The 14,808-nt window shown below is 63.9% G+C and carries 13 protein-coding genes and 1 pseudogene; 6 read left to right on the forward strand and 8 right to left on the reverse strand.

All coding sequences use genetic code 11. The annotated features are described in order from the left end of the window. Positions 1–41: 41 nt before the first annotated feature. The 3 genes from AC5LXX_RS20125 to AC5LXX_RS20135 all read right to left on the reverse strand — a co-directional run bounded on the left by AC5LXX_RS20125 (position 42) and on the right by AC5LXX_RS20135 (position 4,169). Positions 42–1,664: a GMC family oxidoreductase gene (locus AC5LXX_RS20125; protein WP_493412834.1), complete on the reverse strand. Its 1,623-nt coding sequence runs from the start codon at positions 1,662–1,664 to the stop codon at positions 42–44. Between the two features lie 118 nt (positions 1,665–1,782). Beyond that, on the reverse strand, positions 1,783–2,712 hold the full coding sequence (locus AC5LXX_RS20130) for a flavin reductase (protein ID WP_493412835.1): 930 nt from the start codon (positions 2,710–2,712) through the stop codon (positions 1,783–1,785). 128 nt (positions 2,713–2,840) lie between these two features. Continuing rightward, a complete protein-coding gene (locus AC5LXX_RS20135) occupies positions 2,841–4,169 on the reverse strand; it encodes an LLM class flavin-dependent oxidoreductase (protein WP_493412836.1) in 1,329 nt (442 codons plus the stop codon). Positions 4,170–5,108: 939 nt separating this feature from the next. On the opposite strand from AC5LXX_RS20135, the gene ribB reads away from it, so the two are divergent. Together ribB and AC5LXX_RS20145 are read left to right on the forward strand one after the other, a co-directional pair. Then, positions 5,109–5,771, forward strand: coding sequence for a 3,4-dihydroxy-2-butanone-4-phosphate synthase (ribB, locus tag AC5LXX_RS20140; protein WP_493412837.1), 663 nt, complete (start codon positions 5,109–5,111; stop codon positions 5,769–5,771). A gap of 107 nt (positions 5,772–5,878) precedes the next feature. Further along, positions 5,879–7,021, forward strand: a complete 1,143-nt coding sequence (locus AC5LXX_RS20145) for a porin (RefSeq protein ID WP_493412838.1) — start codon at positions 5,879–5,881, stop codon at positions 7,019–7,021. Between the two features lie 86 nt (positions 7,022–7,107). Here the strand turns inward: AC5LXX_RS20145 and AC5LXX_RS20150 are convergent. Next, positions 7,108–7,386, reverse strand: a pseudogene (locus AC5LXX_RS20150) (ISKra4-like element ISBusp5 family transposase); the annotation flags it as partial. Between the two features lie 125 nt (positions 7,387–7,511). Between AC5LXX_RS20150 and AC5LXX_RS20155 the strand changes: the two are divergent. From AC5LXX_RS20155 to AC5LXX_RS20165, 3 genes are all read left to right on the forward strand, one after another. Then, the gene (locus tag AC5LXX_RS20155; RefSeq protein WP_493412839.1) at positions 7,512–8,801 is read left to right on the forward strand and encodes an NAD(P)/FAD-dependent oxidoreductase; all 1,290 of its coding nucleotides are present in this window, start codon (positions 7,512–7,514) and stop codon (positions 8,799–8,801) included. Between the two features lie 16 nt (positions 8,802–8,817). Further along, on the forward strand, positions 8,818–9,375 hold the full coding sequence (locus AC5LXX_RS20160) for a helix-turn-helix domain-containing protein (RefSeq protein WP_322081274.1): 558 nt from the start codon (positions 8,818–8,820) through the stop codon (positions 9,373–9,375). Between the two features lie 153 nt (positions 9,376–9,528). Continuing rightward, positions 9,529–10,875 (forward strand): glutamine synthetase family protein, encoded by a 1,347-nt coding sequence (locus AC5LXX_RS20165; protein WP_493412840.1) that lies wholly within the window; start codon positions 9,529–9,531, stop codon positions 10,873–10,875. A gap of 23 nt (positions 10,876–10,898) precedes the next feature. Here AC5LXX_RS20165 and AC5LXX_RS20170 read toward each other — a convergent pair whose 3' ends face one another. After that, the gene (locus AC5LXX_RS20170) at positions 10,899–12,077 is read right to left on the reverse strand and encodes an FAD-dependent oxidoreductase (RefSeq protein ID WP_493412841.1); all 1,179 of its coding nucleotides are present in this window, start codon (positions 12,075–12,077) and stop codon (positions 10,899–10,901) included. A 149-nt stretch (positions 12,078–12,226) separates the two neighbouring features. Between AC5LXX_RS20170 and AC5LXX_RS20175 the strand changes: the two genes are divergently transcribed. Further along, positions 12,227–13,162: a LysR family transcriptional regulator gene (locus tag AC5LXX_RS20175; protein WP_493413387.1), complete on the forward strand. Its 936-nt coding sequence runs from the start codon at positions 12,227–12,229 to the stop codon at positions 13,160–13,162. Here AC5LXX_RS20175 and AC5LXX_RS20180 read toward each other — a convergent pair. From AC5LXX_RS20180 to AC5LXX_RS20190, 3 genes are all read right to left on the reverse strand, one after another. Then, on the reverse strand, positions 13,154–13,681 hold the full coding sequence (locus AC5LXX_RS20180; protein WP_493412842.1) for a GNAT family N-acetyltransferase: 528 nt from the start codon (positions 13,679–13,681) through the stop codon (positions 13,154–13,156). The two genes, AC5LXX_RS20175 and AC5LXX_RS20180, sit on opposite strands and share 9 nt — an antisense overlap. A 50-nt stretch (positions 13,682–13,731) precedes the next feature. Then, positions 13,732–14,310, reverse strand: coding sequence for a hypothetical protein (locus AC5LXX_RS20185; RefSeq protein WP_493413388.1), 579 nt, complete (start codon positions 14,308–14,310; stop codon positions 13,732–13,734). Between the two features lie 62 nt (positions 14,311–14,372). Then, positions 14,373–14,762: a lysozyme inhibitor LprI family protein gene (locus AC5LXX_RS20190; protein ID WP_124449581.1), complete on the reverse strand. Its 390-nt coding sequence runs from the start codon at positions 14,760–14,762 to the stop codon at positions 14,373–14,375. Positions 14,763–14,808 lie beyond the last annotated feature (46 nt).

Genomic DNA, 14,808 nt, shown 5'->3' on the forward strand with positions numbered 1-14,808 from the left:
TGAGTGGACAGGAACGGTAAAACGACGAGGCCCAGGCCTCCTTAGGTTTGCTGCACGGCCTCGGCAGCCGTTGCGGCTCGACGTGCGGCGAGGATCATGTCGGCGCCTTTCTCGCCGATCACGAGGCTGATGGCATTGAGATTGCCGCTCGGAATCTGCGGGATGATCGAGGAGTCGACCACGCGCAGGCGGTCCACGCCGATCACTTTCAGCTCCGGCGTGACCACCGCATCGGCATCGACGCCCATCTTGCAAGTGCCGCACGGGTGGAAGCTGCCGCCGGCGTTCTCGCGCAAGTAGGCGAGCCATTCGTCGTCCGTCTGCACGTCGTCACCGGGCTTGCACTCGCCGGTCACATAGGGTGCGAAGGCGCGCGAGCGCAGCGCCGCGCGTGCGATGCGAGCCCCCGCGATCAGCGTCTCGCGATCGTAGGCATCGGCCAGCATGTTGAACTGGATGCTCGGCGGCGCGAGCGGATCCGAGGATTTCAGCTTCACCTCGCCTCGGCTGCGCGAATTGTTCACGTTGGGCTGCAGGTTGATCGCGGCCTCGGGTTCCATGCGGATGCCCTGGTCGGTATAGCTCGAGGAAAACGCGCCGAAGTGATACTGGATATCGGGATAGGCAAGCTCGGGCCGCGTGCGCACCAGGCCGACGCCGCTATACGAGAAAGTGGCCTGGCCGGAGCGCGACAGCAGGAAGCGCGTGCCGTACTTGAGCATGCCGAGCGCGTTGAATTCCTGGTTGGCGGTGCGAACGTTTACATAGGCCTTGACCTGGCAGGCGGGGTGCTCCTGCAGATTGCGGCCCACCGCGCGGTTCTCGACGATCACAGGAATGCCGGCCAGGTTCAACTGGTCGGCCGGGCCGACGCCCGAATGCATCAGGATCTTCGGCGAATTGATGGCGCTCGCGCTGACGATGACCTCGCCGTGGCAGCGCTCCACGCGGCGCTGGCCGTCGAGATCGAATTCGACGCCGACTGCCGTCCGGTTCTCGATCACGACACGGCGCACCAGCGCGCCGGTCAGCACGCACAGGTTGGGGCGGCGCCTGGCCGGATCGAGATAGCCTCGCGCCGCGCTCCAGCGCAGGCCGCGATGCTGGGTCGAGTGCAGGATGGCCGCGCCCTCGGTCGGCTCGGCATTGAAGTCGACGTTCTTCGGATAGCCGAGCTCTTCCATCGCGTCGAGGAATACGCGCGTGAGCGGCGGTACGCCGCGGATTTCGCTGATTACGATCGCGCCGGTTTTTCCGTAGGTTTCGCTGACGCCGTCCCGGTTGCATTCCACCTTGCGGAAGTAAGGCAGCAGTTCGTCGTACGACCAGCCGGTATTGCCGAGCGCGGCCCAATGATCGTAGTCGCCGCGGTTGCCGCGCACGTACCAGGTGGCATTGATCGAGCTCGACCCGCCGAGCACCTTGCCGCGCGGCACGACCTCGGTGCGATCGTTGCGCGTGGGGTCGGGCTCGGTCGGAAACATCCAGTCGGTTTCCGGATCGTTCATGGCTTTCATCGCCAGGGCCGGAATCTTGATGGCAAAGCGGTTGTCGCTGCCGCCAGCCTCCAGCAGCAGCACCCTGTGGCGCGGATCGGCGCTGAGGCGATTCGCCAGTACGCATCCCGCCGACCCTGCACCGATGATGATGAAATCCCAGCTCATTGTTTCGTACCCTTTCGAACCTTTACGGGTGTCTGGCAATCGCCCGGTTGACCGACGACCGGAAAACGTGTGGCCGGCTGCGTGCGCGGGCGGGGGAGATCCGTCCGCGCGCGGCGCGTCACGCCTGGCGCGCGGTAGCCGGCTGGCCGCGCGTGCGCTCCACCAGCCGCGTCAGCGTGCGCATCAGCACGGCGATATCTGCGGCCGACACGCCGTCGAGCTGCGCATCCTCGAAGGCGATCCAGCGCGCGCGGATCGACTGGCGCAAGGCCAGCCCCGCATCGGTCAGCCTTACGCCACCATCGGCCGCGCGGATCAACAGCGCCTTCTGGGCCAGCCAGGTGACGGCGTCCTCGACATCGCGCTGGCCGAGATAGGTCTGGCGAGCGACGTCGCCGACCTTGATGCCGGGGCTCGCGTGGACACTGGCCAGTACGCGCGCCACCGCGATGCTCACGCCTTCGGCGCGGCGATGTTCATCGAAGGCTTCGGACAACGCGTGGTGCGTGTCGAAGATCAGTTGCAGCAGGTTGTTGCCGGACGGCCCGGTACCCGCGTTGGCGATTTCGGCCGAATCGCCCGGCACCTCGGGAGGCTCGCTGGCAATGCAGTACTGACCCTGGCTGAAGATGAGCGGCACGCCTTCGAAGCGTGTGAGCCGGGTGACCCGGCCGATCAGCAGCAGGTGGTCGCCGCCGTCGTGGCGGGCATGCACGTCGCATTCGAAATGGGCGAGGCAGCCGTCCAGAAGCGGCGAGCCGAACGGGTCCGGGTGCCAGGCCACGTCCGCGAACTTGTCCTCGATCTTGCTGGAGAAATGACGCGACAGCTCGATCTGTTCGGAGGACAGAATGTTCACCGCGAAGTGCTCGCAGTTCGAGAATGCCGCGAAGCTGCGCGATTTCCGGTCGATCGACCACAGCAGCAGCGGCGGATCCAGCGACAGCGAGGAAAACGAGTTGACGGTGACCGCAGAACGGCGCTCGCCGTCTGCGGTCGTGACGATGGCGACGCCCGTGCCGTACTGGCTCAGGCCGCGGCGGAACATGCGCGCATCGTCGGCCGGGTTGCCCTGTTCGATCGGCGCGAGCGCGCGCTGCGTGGAAGATTCGGAGAGGCGCATGATCGGTTTGACAGTCTCAAGAGAGTTTCACGAAAACCGGCGTTCCCTGCGCGTCAGGCGTAGAGGCTGCGCGGTTCCGGCAGCCCGAGGTTCTGGCGCAGCGTGGTTCCTTCGTATTCGCTACGGAATCGTCCGCGCCGGCGCAGTTCGGGCAGCACATGATCGGCGAAGTCGTGCAGTGCGTGCGGCAGGTGGGTCGGTGCGATATTGAAACCGTCGGCGGCCTTGCCGTCGATCCAGGCTTCCATCGCGTCGGCCACGTCGTTCGCTGTGCCGATCACGGTCAGATGCTCCTGCGACATCGCGATCCGCTTGTACAGTTGCCGGATCGTCAGGCCTTCGCGCTGTGCCGTCTCGTAGTACATGCTCGCGCTGCTGCGCAGCCCGACGTCTTCGAGCGGCGGGGGCGGCACCGGGCCGTCCAGGTCCATGTGCGACAGGTCGCCGAACGAGCGTTTCAGGATCGACAGTCCGACCAGCGGATCGATCAGCTCCTGGAGCATCGCGTACTTCTCCTGCGCTTCGTCGCGCGTGCGGCCGACGATCGGTGTCAGGCCGACCATCATCAGCAGTTCATCCTCGCTGCGGTCGAGCGCCGGCAGGCGATCCTTGACCGACGCGTAGTATTTCTGCGCTGCTGCCATGCTCTGCTGGGCAGCGAACACGATGTCGCAATGTTTCGCGGCGATCTGCTGGCCGACCTCGGAGGTTCCCGCCTGCACCAGGATCGGCCGCCCCTGCGGCGAGCGTCGCACGCTGAGCGGGCCGCGCACCGAAAAGTGCTTGCCCGTATGACCGAGCACGTGCAACTTCGACTCGTCGTAGAACACGCTCGATTCCTTGTCGTGCACGAAGGCATCGGCGTCCCAGCTGTCCCACAGCCCTGTCACCACGTCGACGAATTCGGCCGCTCGCTCGTAGCGGGTGTCGTAGTCGAGATGCTTGGCGCGGTTGAAATTCCACGCTTCCTGTTCGGACCAGGAAGTCACCACGTTCCAGCCGGCGCGCCCGCCGCTGATTTGGTCCAGCGAACCGTACTTGCGTGCGATGTGGTACGGCTCGTTGTAGGTGGTGGACGCCGTCGCGACAAGGCCGATCTGCCGGGTCTGGCTGGCGAGGGCGGACAGCAAAGTGAGCGGCTCGAGTTCAACGTTGTGGCCCGAGCGGCACAGCGAGCCCTTCGGCACGTCGTCGTAGCGCACGCCGATGCCGTCCGCGAGGAACAGCAGATCGAACTTGTTGCGCTCTGCGAGCCTCGCGATGTCCAGATACAAATTGAACTGCGACGCAGCATCGGCCTGCAGGTCCGGGTGGCGCCATGCGCCGAGGTGGTATCCCATGTACCTGATCGACAGGCCAAGTTTCATCTGCTTCTTGCTCATCGGATCCTCTGCGTTTCCGTATCCATCGCGACAGGCTCGAGGAGGACCTCGGCTGCCAGGTAGGTTGGCCGGACTGCTCGGCCACCAGCGTGCTCCGTGCCGTTCTTGTCTCGCTTCGGCAGTAAGTGAAACTGATCATATCGACGCGGTCATGCCCGGTAAACGCAGGAAAATAATATCGGAACGTAAAGTTTTTCTTAACTTAGGGTTTGCGAGATTGGGTCAGCGGAAACCGGCAGCGCGGCCTTCGCCAAGAAGGCGCCGCGTCGCGCGATCCTGGAAGCGCGGCACTCTGGATACCACGCCGTCGCGTGCAAAAAAGTCAGATGTTCGAGGGGTGATCTTTGGTCATACGTATGGACCGAACGCGGTAACGACTTCAGGCTCTTCGCTACTGCGTACAAACCCGATCTCTCCAGAGCTCTCCAGGGTGCTGGTGCGCGCTCGTGCGGGGGAAAGGTGGTGGCCATCAGGTGCTCGGTGGCGTCCCGATTCTGCGCAATCCGATTGCCAGCCGGCAGTCCGCTCGATTCGCGTCGCGGACCGGCACGGCTCGACATCGAAGCCATACATTCGGGCGACGCCGATACTTCGGTCGCCTGTTAACCCAGGCTTATCACGCTCCCTTTTTTTTCCTGCGTTTACGACCGAACATGGACGAAGCAAGATTCAGACAGGCATGGATCGGAACCGGCAGGATTCGTTGGAATTCCGAAAATTCACGCAGTACCGCAGTTGATTCACGACATCGATATGCCCGTCGTCCGAGCCGCCTTTTACAACGGGGCGTACACGGAACTCTTCACTGATATGCCCAACCTCGTCGATGTGAACGGGAGGCCTACGAGTTGACCCGATGTTTTGAGTATTGACGCACTCGACTCGATCAATTCTCGGGCGGAACCTGGTGGAATTAATTATGAGGATATCGAAATGAGGATGGATCGAATTGAGGACGCACTTGAAGCAATGGCCCGAGGCTCGATCGTTGTTGTCGTAGACGATGAGGATCGGGAAAACGAGGGGGACCTCATCCTGGCTGCCGAGCATGCAACGCCCGAGGCGATCGCCTTCATGGTGCGATTTACGAGCGGCATGCTTTGCGTCGGCCTCGCGGGCGAGCGCCTTGACGAGCTCGAGCTTCCACTGATGGTAGAGCGCAACACTGACTCGATGAAAACCGCGTACACCATAACCGTCGACTACCGCCATGGGACGACGACCGGAATCTCTGCCGCGGACCGCGCGGCGACGATACGTTCGCTGGTCGACGAACGGGCCACTGCGGGGGACTTCAGTCGACCTGGTCATGTGTTCCCGTTGCGCGCGGTGCCTGGTGGTGTATTGCATCGACGGGGGCACACTGAGGCCGCGGTGGATCTGGCTCGGCTCGCGGGCCTCAGGCCCGGCGCTGTACTGGCGGAGGTGGTCAATGACGACGGAACCATGGCGCGCAGGCCGGAACTGGAGGCATTTGCGAGGCTGCACGACTTGCCGATCATCTCCATTGCTGATCTCGTCACATACCGAAGCAGAACGACGAAGATCTGGTGCGAATCGGCAACCGTACTTCCGACGATTCCTCATGCTGTTTCAGCATAAATACAATCAACCTTAAGACCTTGGCGTTGCGTTCTGTTCTTGATTCACCGGTAGTCACTGTTCATCTAATATTAAATTGTACTAAGTATGTATTTGGAGATCATGGAATGAAGAAAATTATTGCGACGTCGGTTTTAGTGGCGATCGGTGCTTCCGCGCATGCCCAAAGCGCGGTCACGCTTTACGGCCTCATCGACGAGGGCTTCGACTTCACAAATAATGTCCGTGGTGGAAAAGTCTTTGAACTCCAGAGTGGTTTCGTGCAAGGGAGTCGATGGGGAGTGAAGGGCACGGAGGACCTCGGCGGCGGACTGAAAGCCATCTTCCAGCTCGAGAATGGGTTCAATGTCAATAACGGCCGCCTGGGTCAAGGTGGCCTCATGTTCGGTCGCCAGGCATATGTTGGCCTCGCAAACGACAAGTTCGGCACGGTTACGTTCGGCCGACAGTACGATTCTCTCGTCGACTATCTCGCGCAGACGACGGCAAACGGGAACTGGGCGGGTTACATGTTCTCGCACCCCTATGACAACGACAACACCGACAACACGTTTCGTGTGAACAACACGATCAAATATGCGAGTCCCAACCTTTCCGGCTTCCAGTTCGGTGGCACGTATAGCTTCAGCAATGACACAAATTTTGCGAACAACCGCCAGTACAGCGTGGGGGCGCAGTATGCGAACGGCGGACTGTTGATTGCGGCAGCCTATTTGCAAGCGAACAATCCGTCGGCAACGGCAGGCGGCGCCATCAACAACGGAGGTGACGAAAATTTCGTCGCGCAACGTCTTCGCATTTTCGGTGCCGGTGTCAATTACAGCTTCGGCCCTGCGACGATGGGCTTCGCGTACACGAACACGTATGTGACGCAGCCTCAAAGCTCGGGGTACATCGGCGCGATCACACCGTCTAGCGGAACGCTTTCGTCCCTGCGGTTCCAGAATTTCGAGGTGAACGGGAAGTACCAATTCACACCGGCGTTTTACGTGGGTGCGATGTATACCTACACTCGAGCGGATTTCAATGCGACGACCGGTAGACAACATCCGAACTATCAGACCGTCGGATTGATGGCCGACTACAACCTGTCGAAGCGAACGGATGTTTACCTCCAGGGTGCATATCAGCATGTTGGCGGCGACAGGACTGGCACCGTGCTGGATGTCGCCTTCGTGCCTGGGGCGGACGACGTGTCCTCCAATCGCAATCAGCTCGTCATGCGTGCCGCTATCCGCCATAAATTCTGACGACCCCGCCATTCCCCCCCAGTGTTGCCGACAGACGTGCGCTGGGGGCGCGAAGGATCCGCATGATCCCTCTTGCTTCACGCCACCGAGGTGGGTAACAGAAGGCCCATGACGCCCTTGGCTAGCCGATAGGGCATCGTCGCACCAGGCTCCGCGTGCAGCCGTCTCAGCTCGTCGGTGCTAGCCTCCGTCACGTATTCCTTGGGCGGAGCGACGTACCTTGTTCTGTCGGCACCGCATGCGCAGGCCTTCCATCGTTCGCGGCTGTTGAAAACCTTTCCCGATACGGTTTTCAGTTCCGCGCAATGGCTATCGTGTAGACGACGCGGTACGCCGCAGTCCGTACAAGATCTACGCGACGCGCAACTTTAGCTTGCTGGACTTCAGCCGCCGCGTGTCAGCCAAGTACATCACATCAAGCGCTTGCTCCGGTGAAATTGTCGTGCTAATTTTTCATGAAATTTATCGACGTAAATTTCACGGAGCCCGCATGTTCGCGCAGTCCGACCGTCACGTCGCAAGCTACTACGCCGGCACCTACCCGGCGCCGATCCCGCATCGGCCTGAGCTGGACGAGCGCATCGACGCCGACGTGCTCGTCGTCGGCGCGGGCTTCAGCGGGCTGCATACGGCGTTGCGCCTGGCGCTCGCCGGCAAGCGCGTCGTCATGCTCGAAGCGAGCCGCGTCGCATGGGCCGCGTCGGGCCGCAACGGCGGCCAGGCGCTGCTCGGCTGGTCGTGCGACATGCAGCCGCTCGAGGATTCGCTCGGCCGCGACGGCGCGCGCCTGCTGTGGGACAGCATGCGGTGGGCGGCGGCCGAGGTGCGCGAACTGCCGGTGCGGCACGGTTTCGACATCGACTACCGGCCCGGTAGCCTGTGGGCGGCCGTGCGACCACGCCGCGTCGCGATGCTCGAACAGGCCCGCGACGAGGCGGCCGAGCGCTGGGGCTACGACCGGCTGCGCGTGATCGGCCGTGGCGAGATGCCCGAATGGATCGGCGGCACGCGCTATCTCGCCGCGCTCCACGATCCGGAGGCCGGCCACCTGAATCCGCTGAAGCTCGCGCTCGGCCTCGCGCAGGCGATCGAGCGCGCGGGGGGCCGCATCTACGAACAGAGCCGCGTGCTCGACTGCCGCGAGACGGCCGGCGGTCACGTCGCGCGCACGGCGCACGGCGAAGTGCGCGCGGACGTGCTCGTGCTGGCATGCAACGCATACGTCGACCGGCTCGATCGCGATCTCGCGCGCCGGCTGCTGCCGGTCGGCACTTATCAGGTCGCGACTGCGCCGCTTGCGCCGGATGTCGCGCGGGCGCTGCTGCCGCAGAACAGTTGCGTGATCGACAACCAGTTCGTGCCCGACTACTTCCGCCTGAGCCCCGACAACCGGCTGCTGTTCGGCGGCGGCTGCACATACCTGGGCGGCATTCCCGCCGATATCGCGGCGGCGACGCGACCGCATCTCGAACGCGTGTTCCCGCAACTGGCCGGCGTGCCGCTCGACTACGCGTGGGGCGGCCATATCGACATCAGCATGCGCCGCACGCCGGATATCGGCCGCCACGGGCAGCGTTTCTGGCTGCAGGGCTTTTCGGGGCACGGTGTGCTGCCGACGCTCGCCGGCGCGCGCGCGGTGGCCGATGCCGTGCTCGGCGACGAACGCCTGCTCGCGCAGTACCAGCGCATCCGCAATCCGCGCTTCCCGGGCGGCGACCGGCTCGCCGCGCCGCTGGAAGCGATCGGCAAGGCCTGGTACCGTCTGCGCGATACCGTCTGACCCACCGGAACCCGTCATGAACGAACAGGAAGAGATAGAAAGTCTGGCGATCCTGATCCGCGACCTGCGCAAGCATCGCAAGGTCACGCTCAACGATCTCGCCGAACGGATCGGCCGCTCGGTCGGCTTTCTGTCGCAGGTCGAGCGCGGGCTGTCGCGCCCGACGGTCGCGGATCTCACCGCGATCGGCGAGGCGCTCGGCGTGCCGACCACGTATTTCTACAGCCTGAGCAAGCCGCGCAGCGTGCCGTGGGTCACGCGGCCCGACGAACGGCGCACCGTGTATTACGCGGCCGGCATTACCGACATGCTCGTGTCGCCGAACATGCGTTCGCGCTTCTCGATCCTCGAAAGCCATCTCGCGCCGGGCGCGAGCAGCGGCGAGCGGCCGGTCGACGACAGCGACGAGCAGGGCGGCTTCGTGCTCGAAGGCGAACTGACGATCTGGGTCGACGGTGACGACACGCCCGTCACGCTCGGCCCGAACGATGCATTCCAGCTTCCCGCGCACAAGCGTTTCCGATATGCCAACCTGACCGAAGCGCCGACGCGCGTGATCTGGGTATTCACCTGAGTCGTCCGCGGGGCGCGCAGTGTTGCAAGCTGTCGCGCCATGCAGCCTGTTTGCAGTACTGATTGAAATGCAGCGCATAGGATCACGTGTGCCGCATGAATCCGGTTCGCCGCGTCGCGGCACCGCCATACAAAGACATGGAAAGGATGAGACATGGCTGACGTCGTTCCCGCGCTGGTCGATGAGGTCCGCGCATTCCGGCAGGCGCACCCCGAAATCCGATATGTCGACCTGATCTGCCTCGACCTGCCCGGACACTTCTACGGCAAGCGCTATCCGATCGATGCGCTGGAAAAGGTCGCGGCCGGTTCGCTGCTGAAGCTGCCGCAGAACTGCATCCTGCTCGGTACGCAGGGCGGGCTCTACAAGATCGGCGATTACTGTTTCAACGACGGCGACCCGGACGCCGTGCGCCGGCTGATCCCCGGCACGCTGAAGCCGGTGACCTGGGAGAAGCAGCCGCTCGGCCAGATGCTGATCACGACCGACGGCACCGATTCGCCGGTCGAGTTCGAGCCGCGAGAGGTGCTCGCGCGCGTGCTGAAGCGGCTCGCGCGGCGCGGCATCCGGCCGGTCGTCGCGTTCGAGCTCGAGTTCTACCTGTTCGACGCGCAGCTCGCGGAAGGGATGCCGCAGTATCCGCGCGACCGTTTGAGCGACGACCGCGACGATCAGCCGAACATGCATATCGAGCGGCTGTCGCGCTTCTCCGACGTGCTGCACGAGATGGTCGACGTCGCGTGCGAGCAGGGTGTGGACGCGACGGTGATCACCGCCGAGCTCGGGCCCGGCCAGTTCGAGATCAATTTCGGCCACACCGACGATGCGCTGCGCGCGGCCGACTGGTCGGCGATGTTCTGCCGCAGCACGCGCGGCGTCGCGCTGCGGCACGGCTATCGTGCGAGCTTCATGGGCAAGCCGTACCTCCACGCGCCGGGCAGCGGGATGCACGTGCACGTGAGCCTGTACGACGACGCGGGCCGCAACCTGCTCGCGGCGGACGGGCAGCGTCCGTTGCGGCATGCGGTGGCCGGCTGCCTTGCGCTGCTGCCGCACTGCATGCCGGTGTTCGCGCCGAATCACAACGCATTCCGGCGCTACGGGTCGATGGTGAATGCGGCAAGCCGTGCGAGCTGGGGTTTCGAGGATCGCGACGCGTGCATCCGGATTCCGGAGTCGGATGCACGCAACCTGCGCATCGAGCACCGGCTCGCGAGCGCGGATGCGAATCCGTATCTGGTGCTTGCGGCGATCCTGTCGGGGATGGAGCACGGGCTCGACGCGAAGCGCGAGCCGATTGCGCCGCTCAACGAGGATCGCGGCAGCGGGATCGATTTCCCGAAGGAGATGCTGTCGGCTGTCGCCGCGATGCAGGATCATCCGGCCGTGCGCGAAGGGCTCGGCGGCGAGTTCGTGATGGTGTATTGCGAGAACAAGCGGCAGGAGGAACTGGATTTCCGCAACGAGATCGGCGCGCGGGAGTATCGGTGGTTTCTGTGACCGAATGCTGCCGCTCGCACGTCCTATCGTTCGCGCATCGGCTCGATCGGCAGGTGCGCGCCCCACGCGCTCGTCAGCGCTTCGATTTCGGCGACCGGGTCGATCTGTTGTCGCGTGCTTTCGTTCACGTCGTCGCTAAATATCAGGTGCGCGAATTCACGCGCACGCTCGGTGATCGCCGCGGTTTTCCGGCTGCGCCGCATCGTGAACGATGCGAGTGCCGCATCGAGGTCGCCGCCGTTGCCGGCATCGTATCCGTCGAGACACCGGGCAAGATGCCACGCATCCTCGAGCGCCTGGCATGCGCCCTGTCCGGACGTCGGTAGCGGTGCGTGCGCGGCGTCGCCGATCAGCAGCACGTTGCCGCGGTGCCAGACGTCGACCGGATCGAGATCGTGCACGCGGATCTGCGCGATCGTGTCCGGCGGCGTCGCGCGTATCACGTCCGCGATGGGCGCCGGCCACGATGCGAAGCGGCGTTCCAGCATCGCTCCCGGATCGCTTTCCGTCGCGTTGACCGGGGCGGCTTCGGGCCATGCCGCGGCCCAGTACGCGCAACGCCGGTCCACCGCGACGATGCCGAATCGTTCGCGCGTGCCCCAGTAGTCGAAGATCGACACGTCGTCGATCAGCGGCGCATCGCTTTGCGCGATACCGATCCAGTTGACGAATCCCTGATAGACGGGTGCGTTGTGGCCGACCACGTAGTGTCGCGCGACGGAGTTCATGCGCCCGTCCGCGCCGATCACGAGATCGGGCGCGATCGTCGTTCCGTTGTCGAAGCGAACGACGGCGCGACCGTCCGCCCCGGCCTCGATGGACGTTGCACCGTGGCCGTAGCGGACGTCGATGCCTTGCCTGGCTAGATGCCGTGCCAGGACGGCCTGCAGGTCGCGCCGCAGGATCGAATACGTCGGGAAACCCATGCGGCGATCGAGAGCGCGGATATCGGTGACCTTGAGCGCGTTGCCATGCCGGTCGATGCGCTTCATCGCGTTCATGCGGCCGCCGGCCTTGACGATGTCCGGCAGCAGGCCGAGCTGCGTGAGGACGAAGCCGGCATTCGGCCACAGCACCACGCCCGCACCCATCGTCGATTCAGACGGCCTGCGTTCGTATAGCCGGATATCGTGGCCGCGCCCGGCGAGTGCGAGTGCGGTGCTCATGCCGGCCACGCCGGCGCCCAGGATTGCAATGTTCATGACGCTCCTTCCTTGTGTCGTGCGCGCACTCGCTTGAACGCGGGTTCGCGAGTCGGTGTCGCATTGACGGGATGAGCATCGTAAATTATGGTCTCTGGCGGGATAAGCCATGAAAATCGGCAGGCTTTGATACCTGAAATGGGCTAATGATGCGTAGCAAGCTGGATCTGAATGCGGTACGCGTGTTCGTGTCGGTGGTCGACGAAGGCAGTTTTGCCGGCGCTGCACGTGTGCTTGCGATGCCAAGCTCCAACGTGAGCCGCCATGTCGCGCAACTGGAGTCGAGGCTCGGCGTGCGCCTGATCGAACGCAGCACGCGGCACCTGCGCATGACCGAAGCCGGGCGCTTGCTTCACGAGCGGGCGCGGCCGATGCTCGATGCGCTGACGCAGGCCGAATTCGAGCTGACCTCGCAACTGACGGAATTGCGCGGCGTATTGAAGCTCTGCGTGCCGGGTGAAATCGGGCCGCGCATGCTCGGGCCGATCGTCGCGGAATTCGCGAGCCGTCATCCGCGTGTCGAAATCGATTGCGATACGAGCCTTGCCGGCGTGTCGACGCTGCGCGACGATATCGACCTGTCGATCATCGTCAATCGCGGGAAGCTGGACGACAGCGCGTTCGTCGTCAGGCCGCTCGTGAGTTTGCCGAGTGTCGTCGTGGCCGCGCCGTCGCTGATCGAGCGCACGGGCATGCCGACCCGGACGGAACAGCTCAGGCAATTGCCGTGCATCACGACGTTGAGCACGCTGAAAGGGCAGCCGTGGCAGTTCGCCGACCGCGACGGGCGGATTCACAAAATTCCGGTGGCGAGCCGGTATCGCGTCAACAGCGGCGAGATGGCAGGCTTGGCCGCGGCGAACGGAATCGGCTTCGCGATTCTCGTCGAGCGCGCGTGCGTGGCAGAGCTGGCCGAAGGGCGGCTGGTGCGCGTGCCGCTGGAGATGACGCCTGCGCCGCTGGAGTTGCATGCCGCTTATGCGAGTCGTAATTCGGTCAACGCAAAGATTCGCGAGTTGTTGCAAATGATGCAGGAGCGGCTGGCGGCGGAGGAAGCGTTGCCCTCATCGCACTCGCTACGGTAGTGCGCGCCAATAACGCACTTCTTCGATCGGCGTCCCGTCGATTTCGAACGTCTTGATGTCGTCCTCGGCAACGAAGCCTTCGCGCTCGTAGAACGCCCTGGCGCGTCGATTCTTGATCAGGACCCAGAGCGACACCCATGCATGGCCGGCGTCATGCAGCGACCGGCATGCATGGTCGACCAGCGCCGCGCCGATGCCCTGGCCGCAATGCGACGGATGCAGATAGATCGCTTCGATTTCTCCCCACGCGCGATCCTTGTCGGTGTCGCGCGTCGGACCGTAGGCGATCCAGCCGGCAGGCAGGTTGTTCGTCATCGCGAGCGCGACGCGCGGCCGTCCGGCGTCGAGCGCGTAACGCCACGCGGCCGTGCGCTTTTCGACCGACAGGCCGGCGAGGAACGCGGCCGGCATGATGTCCGTGTAGGTGGCTTGCCACGACGCGACGTGAATATCGGCGATGGCCGGTGCGTCGGCGGAGGTGGCGGCGCGGATGTCGATCGTCGCGGTGTTCGGTGCCATGCGTGCCTCGCCTGACCGGTTGCCATGCGCCGCGTTGCAGCGCGCGGGTTTCAATCCGCCGGATCCAGACTGGCGGCGATTGCGAAACTGTAGCCGAGATCCAGTTGCGATGCGTCGGCGGGCATCTCGGTTTTCTTCAGCACGAACTCGAACGCGGGCTCGAACCAGCCGTTGCGCGGCACTTCGCCGCCGAGGATTTCGACGTCGTACCAGCCGTTGTCGAGATCGATCACGGGCCTGCCGGGTTCGCGATAACGCGTGAGCAATGCGTTCACCGTCTCGTCGGTGAGGCATTCGAGAATGCGCCATGTGTAAAGCATCACCGAACGATGCTCGACGCGCAGTACGTATCCGCCTCGGCGATGCTGCAGGCGGCTGCCGGCCTTCAGCAATTCGGGGGTGTCGTCATCCAGCGTGAAGATGATCGTGTACGGATGATTCTCGATGCCGGCCAGTGGAATGACGATACCTTCGAGCACGGCATGGTCGCCGCTGTCGCCGGTCGTGAACTCGGACGCGACGTTATCTGACAGCCGATGGGTTTCCTTGTAGCGCTTCAGCAGCAGAAGATCGCCGACGAGGAAATAGTCGATCAGGTCGTTGAGGACTTCGGAGAATTCATGCCGCATCGTCGTTCCTTTCGAGCATGCCATGCCGCGAAATGCGTCGCGGCATGGCACGTGCGACGACCTTACTCGCCGAGCTTCGACGTCACGCACCCGGTGCTCGAGCATTCGCGCTCACGCTCGCGCAGGAACGACAGCCGCGACTGCGTCATGTCGTTCGCGCACTGGATATCCACGAGATAGCTGCTGCCGCGCGTCTCGCTGCACTGCGCATCGCGTTGCTTCAGCCACGCGAGCTGACCGGCCTTCAGCGTCGCCTGCTGGTCGCCGCTCAGCTGCTTGCGCAGGCGGCCGTATTCGTCGTTCAGATCGCGGTCGGATTGCGAGAACTGCGTGCTGGTGCAGTACACCTGGTCGAACGCGCTGCGCGGCTTCCCGCAGCCGGCCGCGTGAGCGGCGAACGGAACGGTGAGCGCGAGCAGCGCGCAGGATGCGAACAGATTCTTCTTTTTCATTTTGATGCTCCTGACTGGGTGAAAACCGTTGAGCCCGACGGGCGAT

It is taken from the genome of Burkholderia torrens, assembly GCF_984668525.1.

Coding starts and splice junctions, on each gene's coding strand:
- AC5LXX_RS20160 (WP_322081274.1), top strand. CDS start 8,818: ATGAACGAACAGGAAGAGATAGAAAGTCTGGCGATCCTGATCCGCGAC.
- AC5LXX_RS20190 (WP_124449581.1), bottom strand. CDS start 14,762: ATGAAAAAGAAGAATCTGTTCGCATCCTGCGCGCTGCTCGCGCTCACC.
- AC5LXX_RS20125 (WP_493412834.1), bottom strand. CDS start 1,664: ATGAGCTGGGATTTCATCATCATCGGTGCAGGGTCGGCGGGATGCGTA.
- AC5LXX_RS20175 (WP_493413387.1), top strand. CDS start 12,227: ATGCGTAGCAAGCTGGATCTGAATGCGGTACGCGTGTTCGTGTCGGTG.
- AC5LXX_RS20185 (WP_493413388.1), bottom strand. CDS start 14,310: ATGCGGCATGAATTCTCCGAAGTCCTCAACGACCTGATCGACTATTTC.
- AC5LXX_RS20155 (WP_493412839.1), top strand. CDS start 7,512: ATGTTCGCGCAGTCCGACCGTCACGTCGCAAGCTACTACGCCGGCACC.
- AC5LXX_RS20170 (WP_493412841.1), bottom strand. CDS start 12,077: ATGAACATTGCAATCCTGGGCGCCGGCGTGGCCGGCATGAGCACCGCA.
- AC5LXX_RS20130 (WP_493412835.1), bottom strand. CDS start 2,712: ATGTTCCGCCGCGGCCTGAGCCAGTACGGCACGGGCGTCGCCATCGTC.
- AC5LXX_RS20135 (WP_493412836.1), bottom strand. CDS start 4,169: ATGAGCAAGAAGCAGATGAAACTTGGCCTGTCGATCAGGTACATGGGA.
- AC5LXX_RS20145 (WP_493412838.1), top strand. CDS start 5,879: ATGAAGAAAATTATTGCGACGTCGGTTTTAGTGGCGATCGGTGCTTCC.
- ribB (WP_493412837.1), top strand. CDS start 5,109: ATGGATCGAATTGAGGACGCACTTGAAGCAATGGCCCGAGGCTCGATC.
- AC5LXX_RS20165 (WP_493412840.1), top strand. CDS start 9,529: ATGGCTGACGTCGTTCCCGCGCTGGTCGATGAGGTCCGCGCATTCCGG.
- AC5LXX_RS20180 (WP_493412842.1), bottom strand. CDS start 13,681: ATGGCACCGAACACCGCGACGATCGACATCCGCGCCGCCACCTCCGCC.